We start from the raw sequence: 16,951 nt of genomic DNA, 5'->3' as shown, positions 1-16,951 counted from the left end.
GCGGCTCCTTGCGCTGTTGGCGTCCGGGCGGGGCGGCGGTCGTGGCAGTCTGGCACTTATGTGCGGACGGTATGCAGCGAGTCGGCGGCCCGAGGACCTGACCGGACTCTTCCAGGTGGAGAAGTGGGAACCGGCCGAGGAACTGGAACCCGATTACAACGTGGCGCCGACCAAGGAGGTCTACGCCGTACTGGAGCGTCCTGTGAAAGACGCCGACGACCGCCGTCCGGTTCGCCAGCTGCGCGCCCTGAAGTGGGGACTCGTCCCCTCCTGGGCCAAGAACCCGGACGGCGCCGCCCGGATGATCAACGCGCGCTCCGAGACGCTCCACGAGAAGCCGTCCTTCCGCCGCCCCTTCTCCGCCCGGCGCTGCATCCTGCCCGCCGACGGCTATTACGAGTGGGTGACCGGCGCCGAGGAGCGGCAGCTGGAGGAGACGGGCCGCCGCAAGCGCCCCCGCAAGCAGCCCTACTTCGTGACCCCGGCCGACGGTTCGGTCTTCGCCATGGCCGGAATCTACGAGTTCTGGCGCGACCGGACCCTGCCGGACGACCACCCCCGGGCCTGGTGGGTCACCTGCTCCGTCATCACCACCGAGGCCGAGACCACCCCGCTCGCCGTCGCCCCCGCCGACGGCCCGTCCGCCCTCGCCGACATCCACCCCCGGATGCCGCTGATGCTCACCCCCGACCGCTGGGACGCCTGGCTGGACCCCGCCCGCACCGACGTGGACGAACTGCGCGGACTGCTCACGCCCCCGCCCGGCGGCCTGATGCGCGCCTACCCGGTGGCCACCGCCGTCAGCAACGTCCGCAACAACGGCCCCGAACTCCTGGAGGAGCTGGCCGCCCCGGAGGTGGGCACCCTCTTCTGAACGACGCGCCGGACCCCGGCCCGCTTGCCCCGGCTTGGTTGGATGGGCGCGTGACAGCCTCCGAGACACAGCCCCGCACCGAGACGGTCGACACCGGGGCGGGCACCGCCCGGATCACCTGGGCGCCCGCCGAACGCCCCCGCCTCCTGCTCGCGCTCGGCCACGGCGCCGGGGGCGGCATCGAGGCCCGCGACCTCCGGGCCCTGGCCGCCGCCCTCCCCGCGCACGGGGTGGGCGTCGCCCTGGTGGAGCAGCCCTGGCGGGTCGCCGGGAAGAAGCTCGCGCCCGCCCCGAAGACCCTGGACACCGCCTGGCGCGGGCTCTGGCCGGCGCTGACCGCCCCCGGGCTCCCCGTCGTCGCGGGCGGCCGCAGCGCCGGCGCCCGGGTCGCCTGCCGCACCGCGGCCTCCCTCGGCGCCCGCGCGGTCCTCGCCCTGAGCTTTCCGCTGCACCCGCCGGGCCGCCCCGAGCGGAGCCGCGCCGACGAACTCCTCGGCACCGGTCTGCCGACGCTCGTCGTCCAGGGCGGCAACGACCCGTTCGGCCGCCCCGCCGAATTCCCTCCGGGCGACTACCGGACGGCCGAGGTCCCGCACGGCGACCACGGCTTCGCCGTACCGAAGAAGTCCGGTCTGACCGAGGCTCAGGCCATGGACGTGCTCACCACCGCGGTGACGGACTGGCTGGCCGGAATCGAGTGATCCACGCCCGGGAATGCCGGGTGGACGACCGCTGTTGTTCCGGACGTCGGTACACCAACGTCGTATGTGGAGAGGGAGTCCGTCGCATGGGTTCGACCATCTGCCCGCGCCGCTCGAACGCCGCTGACCTGGAGTGGACGGTGCTGCATGCGGCCAAGACCACTTCCGAGCGGGCCCGGGGCGGATCCAATCGACCCGCCGTCGCGGACCAAGGTCGACTATTCTCCGATGCGAGCGGCCCCGGTCTCGCGGCCGCCACAGCGTTGGAGGAGGTGGGTCCGGTCACAGGGACCGACACAGGGACCGACGACGGCCGCCCGCAGGAGACGACCGCCGAGCGAAACGCGCGCTTCGAGCGCGACGCGCTGGGCTTCCTCGACCAGATGTACTCGGCCGCGCTGCGCATGACGCGCAACCCCGCGGACGCCGAGGACCTGGTCCAGGAGACGTACGCGAAGGCCTACGGTTCCTTCCACCAGTTCCGTGAGGGCACCAACCTCAAGGCGTGGATGTACCGCATCCTCACCAACACCTTCATCAACTCGTACCGCAAGAAGCAGCGCGAACCCCAGCGCAGCGCCGCCGAGGAGATCGAGGACTGGCAGCTGGCGCGTGCCGAGTCGCACATGTCGACCGGTCTGCGCTCCGCCGAGTCCCAGGCGCTCGACCACCTTCCCGACTCCGACGTGAAGGCCGCACTGCAGGCGATCCCCGAGGAGTTCCGCATCGCGGTCTATCTCGCCGATGTCGAGGGCTTTGCCTACAAGGAGATCGCGGACATCATGGGAACCCCCATCGGTACGGTGATGTCCCGACTGCACCGGGGCCGCCGTCAACTGCGCGGCATGCTGGAGGACTACGCCCGTGACCGCGGGCTCGTCCCCGCCGGTGCCGGTGAGTCGGACGATCGGAAAGGCTCGGGCTCATGAGCTGCGGAGAGCCGCACGAGACGGAGTGCGCAGAGGTCCTCGACCACCTCTACGAGTTCCTGGACCGGGAGATGCCGGACAGTGACTGCACCAAGTTCGAGGTGCACTTCGGCGAGTGTTCGCCCTGCCTGGAGAAGTACGGCCTGGAGCAGGCCGTGAAGAAGCTCGTCAAGCGCTGCTGCGGCCAGGACGACGTCCCGGCCGATCTGCGCTCGAAGGTGATGGGCCGGATCGAGCTGATCCGGTCCGGGCAGGCGGTACCCGACCAGGACGTCGCGGTGGCCGACACCGAACTGCCGACCGCCACCAAGGACTGAGCATCACCCGAACGTGCTAATCGCCGACGACTCCGCTCGGCCGCGGAGCCCCGCTCGTTAGCCTGGCGCCTCCATTGGCGACCTGGGGGGCGGGCGGATCGGGTGAGAGCCACACGGCGCGCGGTGTGGGCGCACGTCCTGACCGTCGCGCTCCTCGCCACCGGGTGCGTCCTGCCCGCGCTGCTTCCCGGCGCGGGCACCGCCTGGACCACCGTCGGACTGCTCGCCGGGCTCTGTCTCCTGTGCGAGCTGCCCGGCCGCCGCCCCCTCCTCGGCGGCTCCGTGCCGATCACCGCCGGATCGGTCTTCCCGCTGCTCCTCGTCGCCGCCTTCCTGCTGCCGCCGGCCGCCGCCGCGCTCGTCGCGGTGCCCGGCTCCCTGGCCGGACGGGTCGAGAAGCCGCCGGCCGCCGCCCGCCGTGTCTGGCGGGCGGCGCGGCTCGCCGTCTCCGTCTGGGCGGCCTCCGCCGTCCACGCCCTGCTCGGCGGGGACGGCACCCTGCCCGGTGCCCTGCTCCCCGCCTGCGCCGCGGCGGCCGTCTTCAGCCTCGTCCTGACCGCCCTGGACGGCTCGATCCTCGTCGTCGCCGAACATCTGCCGCCGGCACGCGCCTGGAGCGGGCTGCTGCCGCGCGCGCTGGGCCCGCACCTGGTCCACGGACTGGCCGGACTGATGATGGCGATCCTCTGGAACAGCTCGTACGGGCCGCTGGCCGCGCTCTTCGTCCTGCTCCCCGTGTACCTCTCCTGCTGGGTCTTCGCCCAGTACCACCGGGAGGAGGCCGCGCACCGGGCCACGATCCGCGCCCTGGCGCAGGCCGTCGACATCAAGGACGCCTACACCCGGGGCCACGGCGAACGCGTCGGCCGCGCCTCCGTCCTGATCGCCCGGGAGCTGGGCATGGCCCGCGAACGCGTCGAGATGCTGCGCTTCGCCGGGATCCTCCACGACATCGGCAAGCTCGGTGTGCCCACCCGGGTCCTGCGCAAGGACGGCCCGCTCACCCCCCAGGAGCGCCGGGTGATCGAGCTGCACCCGGAGTACGGCCACGAGATCGTCCGGGGCATCGGCTTCCTCGGCGAGGCGCGGGCCGCGATCCTCCACCACCACGAGCGGCTCGACGGCAGCGGCTACCCCTACGGACTGTCCGGCCGCCGGATCCCCGAGTTCGCCCGCGTCGTCGCCGTCGCCGACGCCTTCGACGCCATGACCTCGACCCGGTCCTACCGGCCGGGCCGCCCGGTCCCGGCCGCCCTCGACGAACTCAAACGGTGCGCCGGCACCCAGTTCGACCCGCGCATGGTCCGAGCGCTCGCGCGCGGCCTGGAACGGCACGGCTGGGCCCCGAACGCGGTCACCGGCGACGAACTCCCCGGCCCCCGGCACGCGGCCCGCCCGGACCCTCCGGCGGACCGGCCCCCGCGGCACGGCCGCCCCGCCCCGTCCCGGCCGGCCGAGCGGTGAGCGCCGCCCTGTGCGTCCGGGGCGCGGCCCTGGCGCTCTGCGTCACCGCGCTCGCGCACACCCTCTGGCACGGCATCCACCAGCCCGGCCACGCCCTCGCCTTCGGACTGCTCATCACCGTCGGCGAGCTGGCCCGCCGGGGCGCCCTGCCGCAGGAGCGGGAGCCCGCGCCGCTCGGGGCCGCCGGGGCCCTCGCGTACGCGCTGCTCGGCCGCAGCGGCGGGGAGCCCACCGGCCACGGCGTGCTCCAGGTGATCGCCGTGCTCGTCGCCGCCCAGCTCGTCGCCTCGGTGCCCCACATCGCGCGCGGCAGCGGGCCGGGCCCCGACCGGCCGGCCCGCCGGGTCCTCACCGTCGCCTTCGCCGCCGTCTGCTTCCAGCCGCTGTACAACTCCGGCCGCTCCGCGTCCTGGTTCGGCGACGGACCGTACTACGCGGCCTTCCTGCTCGTGCTGCTCGGGCTCACCGCCCTGTGCGACGCGGTGCTCGGCGCCCTGCTGGCGCGCTCCCGCGCGGTGCCGCGCGGACTGCGCGCCGCGGGCGCCACCCCCGCACCGTACGGTCCGCTGCTCCGCGACGAGCTGCGCGGGCTGCTCGGCATCGGCTCGGCGGTCTGCGCCACGGGCGCGGTGATGGCGCTCGGGGTGGCCGCGGCCGGACTGTGGGCGCTGCCCGTGCTGTGCGTCCCCCTGCTGCTCACCCAGGTGTCGTTCCGGCGCTTCACGGCGGTGCGCACCACCTACCGGCAGACGATCGCCTCGCTGGCCCGCGCCACCGAGATCGCCGGATACACCCCGCCCGGCCATGCCCGCCGGGTGGCCGGGCTCTGCACGGCCGTGGGGCGTGAGATGGGTCTCTCCGGCAGCGAGCTGACCGTCCTGGAGTACGCGGCCCTGATGCACGACATCGGCCAGCTCTCGCTCGTCGACCCGGTGCCGGACGGGGCGACCGCGCCGCTGCCCGCCGCCGAGCAGCGCCGGATCGCCCTGCTCGGCGGGGCGGTGGTGCGGCAGACCGGGGTGGACCCTCGGGTGGCCGTCGTCGTGGAGTCGCAGGCCGACCCCTACCGCGAGCAGCCGCTGTCCGCCAGGATCGTCCGGGCGGTGAACGCATACGACGACCTGTGCGGGGAAGGTCCCAGCGGGCCGCTCGGAGCGCTGGAGCAGCTCAGGCTCGGGACGGGCCGGGACTACCAGCCGCAGGTCGTGGAATCGCTCGCCCGGGTTCTCGCCAGGGGCGGTCTGACCCCTGTCCCACCTGGGTAACCCATGGGTAATGAGCGGGTGCCCTGCCGGGCATGGTTGGATGCGAAGAGAGCGGAAAACGAGGGTGTCCAGTCGGGACAGGCGGGAATCGTGAGGATCTTCGGGAAGGTACGGCATCGGCCCTCCGCCTCTTGGCGGCAGGCCACGGACCGCGCGTTCACGCTGATCGGCGACGGCCGGTACGAGGACGCGGGCGCGCTGCTGACACGCGCGGCGGACCTGGAGCCCTGGCTCTCCGAGTCGTGGTTCAACCTGGCGCTGCTGCACAAGTTCCGGCACGACTGGGAGCAGGCCCGTGCCGCGGGTCTGCGGGCCGTCGCGCTGCTCGACAAGGAGTCCGGGGCCCCGGACTGGTGGAACGTGGGCATCGCCGCCACCGCGCTCCAGGACTGGCCGCTGGCCCGTCGCGCCTGGCAGGCGTACGGGCTGCGGGTGCCCGGCGGCGGGCAGCAGTCGCCCGCCGCGGCGAACGAGCCGGTCGGGATGGAGCTGGGCAGCGCCGCCGTGCGGCTGTCGCCGGAGGGCGAGGCCGAGGTGGTCTGGGGCCGCCGGCTGGACCCGGCCCGGATCGAGGTGCTGTCGATCCCGCTGCCGTCCTCCGGGCGCCGCTGGGGCGAGGTCGTCCTGCACGACGGGGTGCCGCACGGCGAGCGGATCACCGCGGCCGGGCCCTCGTACCCGGTCTTCGACGAGATCGAGCTGTGGGCCCCCTCGCCCGTGCCGACCTGGGTGGTGCTGCTGGAGGCGGCGACCGAGGCGGACCGGGACGCGCTGGAGCAGCTGGCCTCCGACGCCGGATTCGCCGCCGAGGACTGGTCCTCCTCCGTCCGGCTGCTCTGCCGGGCCTGCTCGGAGAGCCGGATGGAGAGCGACGAGGGCGACGGCGAGCACCTGGACCCGCACGACCACAGCGAGCCGGGCCACCCCGGCCCGCTCGGCCACCGCACCTCCGGCGAGCTGTGGGTGCCGGAGCGCGAATGCGGTCTGGCCGCCCCGGCCGGGCTGGTGCGCGGGCTGCTGGACGGCTGGGTGGCCGACAGCCCGGACAGCCGTGAGTGGCGGGATCTCGAAGAAGTCTGCTGACGGGTGCCCGTAGGCTGTACGGGCACCGGGTTCCGGTGCCGGTGCCGGGTGAGAAAGGCGTATGGCGGAGATGGCGCAGCAGGAGACGGACGAGCGGACCACCGGTGTCGACGAGGAGGGCTTCCTCATCGACACCGAGGACTGCGAGGCGCGGGAGACGGCCCACCGCGAGCGCGGTACGTCCCGCCCGATCACGGTGGTGGGCAATCCGGTCCTGCACAAGGAGTGCAAGGACGTGACCGTGTTCGACGAGGAGCTGGCCCGGCTCATCGACGACATGTTCGCGAGCCAGCGGACGGCGGAGGGCGTGGGCCTGGCCGCCAACCAGATCGGCGTCGACCTGAAGGTCTTCGTCTACGACTGCCCCGACGACGACGGCGTCCGGCACACGGGGGCCATCTGCAATCCGGTGCTGGAGGAGCTGGCGCCCGAGCAGCGCGTGCTGGACGACTCCAACGAGGGCTGCCTCTCGGTCCCGACCGCGTACGCCTCGCTGGCGCGCCCGGACTACGCCGTGGTGCGCGGGCAGGACGCCGAGGGCAGGCCGGTGCGGGTGCGGGGCAACGGCTACTTCGCCCGCTGCCTCCAGCACGAGACGGACCACCTGTACGGGTACCTGTACATCGACCGGCTCTCCAAGCGCGACCGCAAGGACGCGCTGCGGCAGATGGCGGAGAACACCCCGCGCTACGAGACCGTCCCGAACGACTGAGACCGTGTGACGGCTGGGACCGTGGTGAACGTCCGTGACCACGGTGAACGGCCGATCGCGACCGCAGGCCCCGTCCCGGAACCCCGGGACGGGGCCTGCGGCCTCTCACTCGACGGTCAACTTCCGTTCCTACGCGCGTAGTTGACGCGCGTTGACTCCTCCGACAGGCTTTCCCCCCACAGAGTCTCCGTCAGAGGGAGCCCCCCATGCTCAGACGTTCCGCACGCCTCCTGCTCGGCCTTGTCATGATCATGGCATCGGCCTTGGGCGGGGTGGTGCTCACCGCCTCCTCGGCCCAGGCCGACGGCTGCTACACCTGGACCCGGACCCTCTCCCCGGGGGCCACCGGCAACGATGTCGTCCAGCTCCAGATCCGGGTGGCCGGATACCCCGGGTACAACTCCGTGCTCGCCATCGACGGCTCCTACGGGCCCGCCACCACGGCCGCCGTCAAGCGCTTCCAGGCCGCCTACGGACTGGCCGCCGACGGCATCGCCGGCCCCGCCACGCAGTCGAAGATCTACGCCCTCCAGGACAACGACTGCACCCCCGCCCACTTCACGTACGCCGAGCTGAACCGGTGCAACAGCACCTGGTCGGGCGGGGCCGTCGCGGCCGGAACGGCCAAGGCCAACGCGCTCAGCACCATGTGGAAGCTGGAGGCGCTGCGCCACGCCCTCGGCGACCGCCCCATCAACATCAACAGCGGATTCCGCTCGTACTCCTGCAACAGTGCCGTCGGCGGTGCCTCCGGCAGTCGCCATCTGTACGGTGACGCGGCCGACCTCGGCGGAATCGCGTTCTGCACCCTCGCCAAGCAGGCCCGCTACCACGGCTTCCGGGGCATCCTCGGCCCCGGCTACCCCGACCACAACGACCACGTCCACGTGAACCAGGGCCCGACGCACTTCTGGTCGGCGCCCAACTGCGGCATCTGACACCGCGGAGGGGGCCGTCGGACGTCCGGCGGCCCCCTCCCGTGCGTCCGGCCTCAGGCCGCCTCGGTGAGCGCGTCCGGCCCGCGGAAGGTCCTGCGGTACGCCTGCGGGGTGGTCCCGAGCGCGCGGACGAACTGGTGGCGCAGGGCCGCCGCGTTCCCGAAGCCCGTCCGCCCGGCGATCGTGTCCATCGTCTCGTCGGAGGTCTCCAGCAGATGCTGGGCCAGCAGGACCCGCTGGCGCAGCAGCCAGCGGTAGGGCGTGGTGCCGGTCTCCTGCTGGAAGCGCCGGGCGAAGGTGCGCGGCGACATATGGGTCTGGGCGGCCAGCTGCTCCACGGTCATCTCCTGTTCGAGATGGCGCTCCATCCACGCCAGCGTCTCGCCGACCGTGTCGCAGCGGTCGCGGGGCAGCGGGCGCTGGATGTACTGCGCCTGGCCGCCGTCGCGGTGCGGCGGCACCACCATGCGGCGCGCGATCCCGTTGGCCGCGGCCGGACCGTACGCCTGCCGGACCAGATGCAGACAGGCGTCGATGCCGGCGGCCGTGCCCGCCGAGGTGATGACCGGCCCGTCGTCCACGTACAGCACGTCCGGCTCCACCCGGGCGCGCGGGAAGCGCTGGGCCAGGACGTCCGCGTGCCTCCAGTGCGTGGTGCAGCGCCGGCCGTCGAGCAGCCCGGCCGCGCCCAGCAGGAACGCCCCCGAGCAGACGCTGAGCACCCGCGCGCCCCGGTCCACGGCCCGCCGCAGCGCGTCCAGGACCTCCTCGGGGAACTCCCGGTCGCCGAAGCGGCTGCCGGCCGGGACCGCGATCAGATCGGCCTCCTCCAGCCGGTCGAGGCCGTACGGGGTGTGGATGGTGAACCCCGCGTGGGTGCGCAGTTCGGGGCCCTCGGCGGAGACCACCGCGAAATCGTGCACCGGCAGTCCGTCGTCGCTGCGGTCGAGTCCGAAGACCTCGCACAGCACGCCGAGTTCGAAGGGGTGGACGTCGTCGAGCATCAGGGCGGCGACATTCTTCAGCATGACCCCAGTGTGGCAGTAATTCGATGCTCCATGACAGTCCTGCCACTGACGCTCCGGCGTGCGAGCGACGACAGTAGAGACATGAACGCAATCGTGAACATCCTGGGCATATCGGCCGTCATCGTCCTCGTCCTGACCCCCGCCCTCCTCGGCATCGCCCGCGAGCGGCGCATCGACCACGCCCTGCGCGAGGCGGAACGCAGCCGCGCCACCGAACCCCCCGGAACGGCGGACGCCGCACGGCCGGTGGCGGCCGCACGGCGTCCGTACGTCAGAAGCTGGGCGCGCGTCTGAAGGCTCTAGAAGTCGTCGTCGAACCCGACCGTGCCCTCCACCGCCACCTGGTACGCCGAGGGGCGGCGCTCGAAGAAGTTGGTCAGCTCCTGGACCCCCTGGAGCTCCATGAAGGAGAACGGGTTCTCCGAGCCGTACACCGCCGGGAAGCCCAGCCTGGTCAGCCGCTGGTCGGCGACGCACTCCAGGTACTGGCGCATCGAATCGGTGTTCATCCCCGGCAGCCCGTCCCCGCACAGATCGCGGCCGAACTGCAGCTCCGCCTCGACGGCCTCCCGCAGCATGGCGGTGACCTGCCGCTCCAGCTCCTCGTCGAAGAGCTCGGGCTCCTCCTTGCGGACCGTGTCCACCACCTCGAAGGCGAAGTTCATGTGCATGGTCTCGTCGCGGAACACCCAGTTGGTGCCCGTGGCGAGACCGTGCAGCAGCCCGCGCGAACGGAACCAGTACACGTAGGCGAACGCACCGTAGAAGAACAGTCCCTCGATGCACGCCGCGAAGCAGATCAGGTTCAGCAGGAAGCGGCGGCGGTCGGCCTTCGTCTCCAGCCGGTCGATCTTCTCGACCGAATCCATCCACCGGAAGCAGAACTGCGCCTTCTCCCGGATCGACGGAATGTTCTCCACCGCCGCGAACGCCGCGGCCCGGTCCTCCGGATCGGGCAGATAGGTGTCGAGCAGCGTCAGATAGAACTGGACGTGCACGGCCTCCTCGAAGAGCTGCCGCGACAGGTACAGCCGCGCCTCGGGGGAGTTGATGTGCTTGTACAGCGTCAGCACCAGATTGTTGGAGACGATCGAGTCCCCCGTCGCGAAGAACGCGACCAGCCGGCCGATCATGTGCTGCTCACCCGGTGAGAGCCGGGCCAGATCGGCCACGTCCGAGTGGAGGTCGACCTCCTCGACCGTCCAGGTGTTCTTGATCGCGTCCCGGTAGCGCTCGTAGAAGTCCGGGTAGCGCATCGGCCGCAGCGTCAGCTCGAAGCCCGGGTCCAGCAGGTTCTTGCGGTCGTCGGTGCTCACTGGCAGGCCTCGCAGGATTCGGGATTTTCGAGGGAGCAGGCGATCGCGTCCGCGTCCGGCGCCGGCGCCTGCGCGGGGACGGCGGCGCCGGAGGCCGCACGCGCGATCCGGGTCGCCGGACGGGACCGCAGGTAGTACGTCGTCTTCAGCCCCTGCTTCCAGGCGTACGCGTACATCGAGGAGAGCTTGCCGATCGTCGGCGTCTCCAGGAACAGGTTGAGCGACTGGCTCTGGTCGAGGTACGGCGTACGGGCGGCCGCCATGTCGATCAGGCCGCGCTGCGGGATCTCCCACGCCGTGCGGTACAGCGCCCGCACCTCCTCGGGGATCCAGGCGAAACCCTGCACCGAGCCGCTCGCCTCGCGCAGCGCCTCACGGGTCCGCGCGTCCCAGACGCCGAGCGCCTTCAGCTCCTCCACCAGATAGCCGTTGACCTGGAGGAACTCACCGCTGAGCGTCTCGCGCTTGAACAGGTTGGACACCTGCGGCTCGATGCACTCGTACACCCCGGCGATCGAGGCGATCGTCGCGGTCGGCGCGACGGCCAGCAGCAGCGCGTTGCGCATCCCGGTCCGCGCCACCCGGGCGCGCAGCGCCTCCCAGCGCTCCGGCCAGGCCGGCTCCGTGGCGTAGTGGTCCGGGTGCAGCACACCGCGGGCGGCACGCGTCTCGGACCAGGCGGGGAGGGGGCCGGAGCGCTCCGCGAGATCGCACGACGCCTCGTACGCGGCGAGCATGATCCGCTCCGAGATCCGCGTGGACAGCGCACGGGCCTCCGCGGAGTCGAAGGGCAGCCGCAGCTTGAAGAAGACGTCCTGGAGCCCCATCGCGCCCAGCCCCACCGGGCGCCAGCGGGCGTTGGACCGGGCGGCCTGCTCGGTCGGGTAGAAGTTGATGTCGACGACCCGGTCCAGGAAGGTCACGGCCGTGCGGACGGTGGCGTCCAGCCGCTCCCAGTCGATCGTGCCGCCCTCGACGAACGCGCCGAGGTTGACGGAGCCCAGGTTGCAGACGGCCGTCTCGCCGTCGTCGGTGACCTCCAGGATCTCGGTGCACAGGTTCGAGGAGTGCACCACGCGGCCCGGCTCGGCCGTCTGGTTCGCGGTCCGGTTGGAGGCGTCCTTGAACGTCATCCAGCCCTGCCCGGTCTGGGCCAGCGTCCGCATCATCCTGCCGTACAGCTCACGGGCCGGCAGGGTCCTGCGCGCCAGGCCCCGGGCCTCGGCGTCCCGGTACGCCGCGTCGAACTCCTCGCCCCACAGGTCCACCAGCTCCGGCACGTCCGACGGCGAGAACAGCGACCAGGCGCCGTCCGCCTCCACCCGGCGCATGAACTCGTCCGGGATCCAGTGCGCCAGATTGAGGTTGTGCGTGCGCCGCTGGTCCTCGCCGGTGTTGTCGCGCAGTTCCAGGAACTCCTCGATGTCCGCGTGCCAGGTCTCCAGGTAGACCGCGGCCGCGCCCTTGCGCCGGCCGCCCTGGTTCACCGCCGCCACCGAGGCGTCGAGCGTCTTCAGGAACGGCACGATGCCGTTGGAGTGCCCGTTGGTGCCCCGGATCAGCGAACCCCGGGCGCGGATGCGGGAGTACGGCAGACCGATGCCGCCCGCGTGCTTGGAGAGCCGCGCCACCTGGTGGTAGCGGTCGTAGATCGAGTCCAGCTCGTCGAGCGGCGAGTCCAGCAGATAGCAGGAGGACATCTGCGGGTGGCGGGTGCCGGAGTTGAAGAGCGTGGGGGAGGAGGGCAGATAGTCCAGCCGGCTCATCAGCCCGTACAGCGCGGCGACCTCGTCCAGGGCGCGCGCCGACTCGTCCTCGGCCAGTCCCGCGGCGACCCGCAGCATGAAGTGCTGGGGCGTCTCGACGACCTGGCGGGTGTGCGGGTGGCGCAGCAGATAGCGGCTGTGCAGGGTGCGCAGCCCGAAGTAGCCGAAGCGGTCGTCGGCCCCCTCGGCGAGCGCCTTCTCCACCAGCGCGTCCAGCGCACCCGCGTGCCGCGCCGTGAACGCCGCGGTGCGGTCCGCGATCAGTCCCTCGCGGTGACCCACGGCGACCGAGGCGGAGAACGAGGTGGCGCCCTGCCCGGCCGCCTCCTGGGCGATGGCCAGGGTCAGCAGACGGGCGGCGAGCCGGGAGTAGGCGGGGTCCTCGGAGATGAGCCCCGCGGCGGCCTCGGTGGCCAGCGACCGCAGTTCGGCCTCGTCCGCGCGGGCGCTGCGGCCGCGCAGCGCGGCGGCGGCGACCCGTCCGGGGTCGGTGTCGGGCAGATCCGCGGTGAGCGCGGTCAGGGTCCGCAGCAGCGCGGCCCCCGGTCCGTCGTCCGTGGTTCCCGTTGACTCGGCCGCTGAGACCGGATCGGCTGGCGCGATGGTCACCTGGTGCTCTCCCTCGCTCGGCTCGGGGCCGTCGGGAGCGCGGGGCAGCCGGGCGGAGCGGCACCCGGACAGGGCGGCACTCCGTGCGGCGTCCACCGGCCCATCCACGAGGCCCGGACGTCTGGGCACCCGGTTCGGTCGAGCCGGGTGCGCTGTCGGCAGGTCCTCGGACTGGAGGTGCGCGAAAGCGCACCGAACACACCGTTGCGGGACAGTTCCGGATTCGCACCGGATTCCCCTGCGGCGACAGCGAGCACGAGCATACATGTGGGGGCCGCCGGATGAGGCAGCCCCCACATGTTGTGTCGTACGCGAACTCAGACGGAGGAGCGCAGCTCCAGCCGGTAGGTCAGCAGCTTCAGGTCGTCGATCGGATCCCAGTCCCGCTCGGGGGTCCGCACGAAGCCGAGGCGCTCGTAGATCCGGTGCGCCCCGTACATGGTCGGCTGGGTCGACAGGACCAGGCCCGTGACGCCTTCGGTGGCCCGTGCGCGGGCGATGCAGGCCCGTACGAGCGCCTCGCCCGCACCGGCCCCGCGAGCCTCCCGGGCGACCGCCAGCATCCGGAACTCCGCCTCGTCCGGCCGCGCGATGTCCGCCCAGGGATTGCCGGGCGGCGCGTAGGTGACCCCGCCCAGCACCCGCCCAGCGGCGTCCGCGGCCACCAGCACCTCGGCCTCGGCGGCCCGCCGGGCCACGTCGCGCAGCTTCAGCAGATACGGATCGCCGGTGCCGAAGTCCAGCAGATCGTCACCGAGATAGGCCTCGGCGGTGATCTCGCCGAGAAGGGCGTGCTCCGAGGGCTCGACCGGCCGGATCGTCATGTCCATGGGCGGAGTGTGCCCCACACCCCCGCCCGGTCCGCAACCGGGTTACCGCGCCCGCGCGCGAACGGGCCGCCGCGCCCCCGGCCCGCGGGGGTGCGACGGCCCGTGACCTCGTGTCAGTGGCCGCCCGGCGCACCGGCGGTGGCCGGCGGGAGCACCTCGGACACCCCCGGGTCGCCCGAGTCCGCCGTGTAGTCCTCCGGGGAGGTCTCGTCGACGCCCGCGGGGGCCTTCAGGGCGTTCAGCACGAACGTGAGGACCACCACCACGACGACGTTGAGCACGAAGGCGGTCAGACCGATGTAGCCGATCTCGCCGAGGCCCGGGATCTCCTTGGAGGAGCCGCCGAAGTGCTTCTGCGTCGGGCTCGCCACCCCGTACGCGGCGGCGGTGCCGTAGATCATGCCGACCGCCCAGCCGGCCAGCAGCGCCCAGCGGTGGAACCAGCGGGTGAAGAGCCCGCCGACCAGGGCCGGCATGGTCTGGAGGATCCAGATCCCGCCCAGCAGCTGGAAGTTGATCGCGACCGTCTTGTCCATGGTGAGGACGAAGGCGAGGGCGCCGACCTTCACCAGCAGCGACACCAGCTTGGAGACCTTGGTCTCCTGCTCGGGCGTCGCGTCGGGCTTCAGGAAGTCCTTGTAGATGTTGCGGGTGAACAGGTTGGCCGCCGCGATGGACATGATCGCGGCGGGCACCAGCGCGCCGATGCCGATGGCGGCGAAGGCCACGCCCGCGAACCAGTCCGGGAACATGTTCTCGAACAGCTGCGGGATCGCCAGCTGGCCGTTGTCCACCTTGACCCCGGCGGCGATCGCCATGAACCCGAGCAGGGCGAGCAGGCCCAGCATCAGCGAGTACAGCGGCAGGATCGTGGTGTTGCGGCGGATCACGTCACGGCTGCGGCTGGAGAGCGTCGCCGTGATCGAGTGCGGGTACATGAACAGCGCCAGCGCGGAGCCGAGTGCCAGCGTGGCGTATCCCCAGTGCCCGGCCTCGCCCGGGGCCAGCGCCCCGGTCGGCTTGCCGCCGGGCGGCCCGGCGAACTTGTCCGCCGCGGCGGAGAAGATGTCGTCGAAGCCGCCGAGCTTGATCGGGATGTAGATGATCGCCACGGCGATGACCAGGTAGATCAGCCCGTCCTTGACGAAGGCGATCAGCGCGGGCGCGCGCAGCCCGGAGGAGTAGGTGTACGCGGCGAGCACCGCGAACGCGAGCAGCAGCGGCAGGTCCTTGACGAACCAGTTGGTGTTCTCGCCGCCGCCGACGCCCATCACGTCCAGCACCGCCTGGATGCCGACGAGTTGGAGCGCGATGTACGGCATGGTCGCCAGGATGCCGGTGACGGCGACCGCCAGCGACAGCCCCTTGGAACCGAAGCGGCCCCGGACGAAGTCCGAGGTGGTGACGTAGCCGTGCTTGTGCGACACCGACCAGAGCCGGGGCAGGAAGGTGAAGATCAGCGGGTAGACCAGGATGGTGTAGGGCACCGCGAAGAAGCCGGCCGCGCCCGCCGCGTAGATCGCCGCCGGGACGGCGACGAAGGTGTACGCGGTGTAGAGGTCGCCGCCGAGCAGGAACCAGGTGACCCAGGTGCCGAACGACCGTCCGCCCAGGCCCCATTCGTCGAGGCTGGCCTCGTTCTCCGCCTTGCGCCAGCGGGCCGCCATGAAGCCCATGACGGTCACGGCCACGAAGAAGAAGATGAAGACGCCGAGCGCGACGCCGTTCACGCCGTCCTTCATGCCGACTCACCCCCCTTGCGGGCGCGCTGGTCGCGCTGCCACAGCTTGTACGCGATCATGGTGAGTGCCGTGGAGATGAGCACCCAGAGCATCTGGTACCAGTAGAAGAACGGGATCCCGATGAAGGTCGGGTCGATCTTCGCGTACGAACCGACCCACAGCATCGCCACGAACGGCGCGACGAGGCACAGGGCGATGACCACCCGGACCGGGGTGATGGTGGGTGGTTTCTCGTCAGGATCTGCTGACATGGCGGCGACTCCGTCCCCTCGCTGAGCACCTGTAATGCGCAGGAAATCTAGGGCAGTGTCCCGGCCACCGTCACCCCCCGTCCGCATTGCGGTCCGGCAACGGTCCTCGTGAGGCGTACGGCTGGTCGAAATGGCCTTATGTGTCGGGGAGTTGGTCCAGACCAATGAGGGTGCGGGTGCCGATTCCGGGCAGCGGAAAGCCCCCGTGGAAGGGCTCCCACGGGGGCTTCGGTTCCGGTGGCCGGAAGAGGCCGCCCCGGTCAGTCCAGCGGCCGCTTCAGACGCGCCACGAACTTGTACCGGTCGCCCCGGTAGACCGACCGCACCCACTCGACGGGCTCGCCCTGCTCGTCCAGCGAGTGACGGGACAGCATCAGCATCGGCAGGCCCACGTCCGTACCGAGCAGACCGGCCTCGCGCGGGGTGGCCAGCGAGGTCTCGATGGTCTCCTCGGCCTCGGCCAGCCGCACGTCGTACACCTCGGCCAGGGCCGTGTAGAGGGAGGTGTACTTCACGAGCGAACGCCGCAGCGCCGGGAAGCGTTTGGCCGAGAGATGGGTGGTCTCGATGGCCATCGGCTCACCGCTGGCCAGGCGGAGCCGCTCGATCCGCAGCACCCGCCCGCCCGCGTTGATGTCGAGCAGCCCGGCCAGGGTGTCGTCGGCCGTCACATAGCCGATGTCCAGGAGCTGGGACGTGGGTTCCAGCCCCTGGGCGCGCATGTCCTCGGTGTACGAGGTCAGCTGCAGGGCCTGCGAGACCTTCGGCTTGGCGACGAAGGTCCCCTTCCCCTGGATGCGCTCCAGCCGGCCCTCCACGACCAGCTCCTGGAGCGCCTGGCGCACGGTGGTGCGCGAGGTGTCGAACTCGGCGGCCAGGGTCCGCTCCGGGGGCACGGGTGTGCCCGGCGGCATGGTGTCCGTCATGTCGAGGAGATGTCGCTTCAGCCGGTAGTACTTCGGGACGCGTGCGGTGCGCGTGCCCGCACCCGCGCCCGTCTCGTTCTCCGCACTGCCCCCGTCGGCACCCATGGCCCGCCTTCCCGACTGCTGCGTTGCTGCCGTCACCGGCTCCTCCGTCTGTCGCGGCTCACATGGTGGCACGGTCCGGTCACGGCTCGTCGCCC

Annotated in this window: 17 protein-coding genes and 1 riboswitch; of the genes, 10 read left to right on the top strand and 7 right to left on the bottom strand. The window is 72.0% G+C overall.

The window, feature by feature from the left end; translation table 11 throughout:
• The first annotated feature begins 58 nt into the window (after positions 1 to 58).
• The 9 genes from ACZ4FH_RS05165 (at position 59) to ACZ4FH_RS05125 (ending at position 8,283) form a co-directional block, all read left to right on the top strand.
• A complete protein-coding gene (locus tag ACZ4FH_RS05165) occupies positions 59 to 874 on the top strand; it encodes an SOS response-associated peptidase (RefSeq protein WP_467302335.1) in 816 nt (271 codons plus the stop codon).
• A 50-nt stretch (positions 875 to 924) separates the two neighbouring features.
• Complete coding sequence (locus ACZ4FH_RS05160) at positions 925 to 1,575, top strand: alpha/beta hydrolase family protein (RefSeq protein WP_467302333.1); 651 nt, start codon at positions 925 to 927, stop codon at positions 1,573 to 1,575.
• 272 nt (positions 1,576 to 1,847) lie between these two features.
• Entirely contained in the window at positions 1,848 to 2,504 is a 657-nt protein-coding gene (locus ACZ4FH_RS05155) for a sigma-70 family RNA polymerase sigma factor (RefSeq protein ID WP_383635423.1), read from the top strand.
• Complete coding sequence (gene rsrA, locus ACZ4FH_RS05150) at positions 2,501 to 2,821, top strand: mycothiol system anti-sigma-R factor (protein WP_383634807.1); 321 nt, start codon at positions 2,501 to 2,503, stop codon at positions 2,819 to 2,821. Before ACZ4FH_RS05155 ends, rsrA begins: the two co-directional genes overlap by 4 nt.
• A gap of 102 nt (positions 2,822 to 2,923) precedes the next feature.
• The gene (locus ACZ4FH_RS05145) at positions 2,924 to 4,285 is read left to right on the top strand and encodes an HD-GYP domain-containing protein (RefSeq protein WP_467302330.1); all 1,362 of its coding nucleotides are present in this window, start codon (positions 2,924 to 2,926) and stop codon (positions 4,283 to 4,285) included.
• On the top strand, positions 4,282 to 5,550 hold the full coding sequence (locus ACZ4FH_RS05140; RefSeq protein WP_467302328.1) for an HD-GYP domain-containing protein: 1,269 nt from the start codon (positions 4,282 to 4,284) through the stop codon (positions 5,548 to 5,550). Before ACZ4FH_RS05145 ends, ACZ4FH_RS05140 begins: the two co-directional genes overlap by 4 nt.
• Positions 5,551 to 5,640: 90 nt before the next feature.
• A complete protein-coding gene (locus tag ACZ4FH_RS05135; protein ID WP_383634813.1) occupies positions 5,641 to 6,633 on the top strand; it encodes a tetratricopeptide repeat protein in 993 nt (330 codons plus the stop codon).
• 70 nt (positions 6,634 to 6,703) lie between these two features.
• A complete protein-coding gene (gene def, locus ACZ4FH_RS05130) occupies positions 6,704 to 7,345 on the top strand; it encodes a peptide deformylase (RefSeq protein ID WP_383635426.1) in 642 nt (213 codons plus the stop codon).
• Positions 7,346 to 7,551: 206 nt separating this feature from the next.
• Positions 7,552 to 8,283, top strand: coding sequence for a D-Ala-D-Ala carboxypeptidase family metallohydrolase (locus ACZ4FH_RS05125; protein ID WP_467302326.1), 732 nt, complete (start codon positions 7,552 to 7,554; stop codon positions 8,281 to 8,283).
• Positions 8,284 to 8,336: 53 nt separating this feature from the next.
• Here the strand turns inward: ACZ4FH_RS05125 and ACZ4FH_RS05120 are convergent, their stop codons facing one another.
• Complete coding sequence (locus ACZ4FH_RS05120) at positions 8,337 to 9,311, bottom strand: GlxA family transcriptional regulator (RefSeq protein ID WP_467302324.1); 975 nt, start codon at positions 9,309 to 9,311, stop codon at positions 8,337 to 8,339.
• 81 nt (positions 9,312 to 9,392) lie between these two features.
• Between ACZ4FH_RS05120 and ACZ4FH_RS05115 the strand changes: the two genes are divergently transcribed.
• Positions 9,393 to 9,605 carry a hypothetical protein gene (locus tag ACZ4FH_RS05115; RefSeq protein WP_467302322.1) on the top strand — a complete coding sequence of 71 codons (213 nt, stop codon included), beginning with the start codon at positions 9,393 to 9,395 and terminating at the stop codon, positions 9,603 to 9,605.
• Positions 9,606 to 9,610: 5 nt separating this feature from the next.
• On the opposite strand, the gene ACZ4FH_RS05110 is transcribed toward ACZ4FH_RS05115, so the two are convergent.
• From ACZ4FH_RS05110 to ACZ4FH_RS05085, 6 genes are all read right to left on the bottom strand, one after another.
• Entirely contained in the window at positions 9,611 to 10,567 is a 957-nt protein-coding gene (locus tag ACZ4FH_RS05110; RefSeq protein ID WP_467302448.1) for a ribonucleotide-diphosphate reductase subunit beta, read from the bottom strand.
• Positions 10,568 to 10,623: 56 nt separating this feature from the next.
• Positions 10,624 to 13,002, bottom strand: coding sequence for a ribonucleoside-diphosphate reductase subunit alpha (locus ACZ4FH_RS05105; RefSeq protein ID WP_467302321.1), 2,379 nt, complete (start codon positions 13,000 to 13,002; stop codon positions 10,624 to 10,626).
• A gap of 140 nt (positions 13,003 to 13,142) precedes the next feature.
• A riboswitch (cobalamin riboswitch) is annotated at positions 13,143 to 13,265 on the bottom strand.
• A gap of 54 nt (positions 13,266 to 13,319) precedes the next feature.
• A complete protein-coding gene (locus ACZ4FH_RS05100) occupies positions 13,320 to 13,832 on the bottom strand; it encodes a GNAT family N-acetyltransferase (RefSeq protein WP_467302319.1) in 513 nt (170 codons plus the stop codon).
• A gap of 113 nt (positions 13,833 to 13,945) precedes the next feature.
• Positions 13,946 to 15,574: a monocarboxylate uptake permease MctP gene (mctP, locus tag ACZ4FH_RS05095; protein WP_467302317.1), complete on the bottom strand. Its 1,629-nt coding sequence runs from the start codon at positions 15,572 to 15,574 to the stop codon at positions 13,946 to 13,948.
• Positions 15,571 to 15,825, bottom strand: coding sequence for a DUF3311 domain-containing protein (locus tag ACZ4FH_RS05090; RefSeq protein ID WP_383634827.1), 255 nt, complete (start codon positions 15,823 to 15,825; stop codon positions 15,571 to 15,573). Before ACZ4FH_RS05090 ends, mctP begins: the two co-directional genes overlap by 4 nt.
• A 260-nt stretch (positions 15,826 to 16,085) precedes the next feature.
• The gene (locus ACZ4FH_RS05085; RefSeq protein ID WP_450685045.1) at positions 16,086 to 16,856 is read right to left on the bottom strand and encodes a GntR family transcriptional regulator; all 771 of its coding nucleotides are present in this window, start codon (positions 16,854 to 16,856) and stop codon (positions 16,086 to 16,088) included.
• Between the last annotated feature and the right edge of the window lie 95 nt (positions 16,857 to 16,951).

This window comes from Streptomyces sp. NPDC024555 (genome assembly GCF_055559335.1).
Note: the sequence above shows the minus strand (reverse complement) of the source record. Positions and strands in the feature narration are given on the sequence as shown.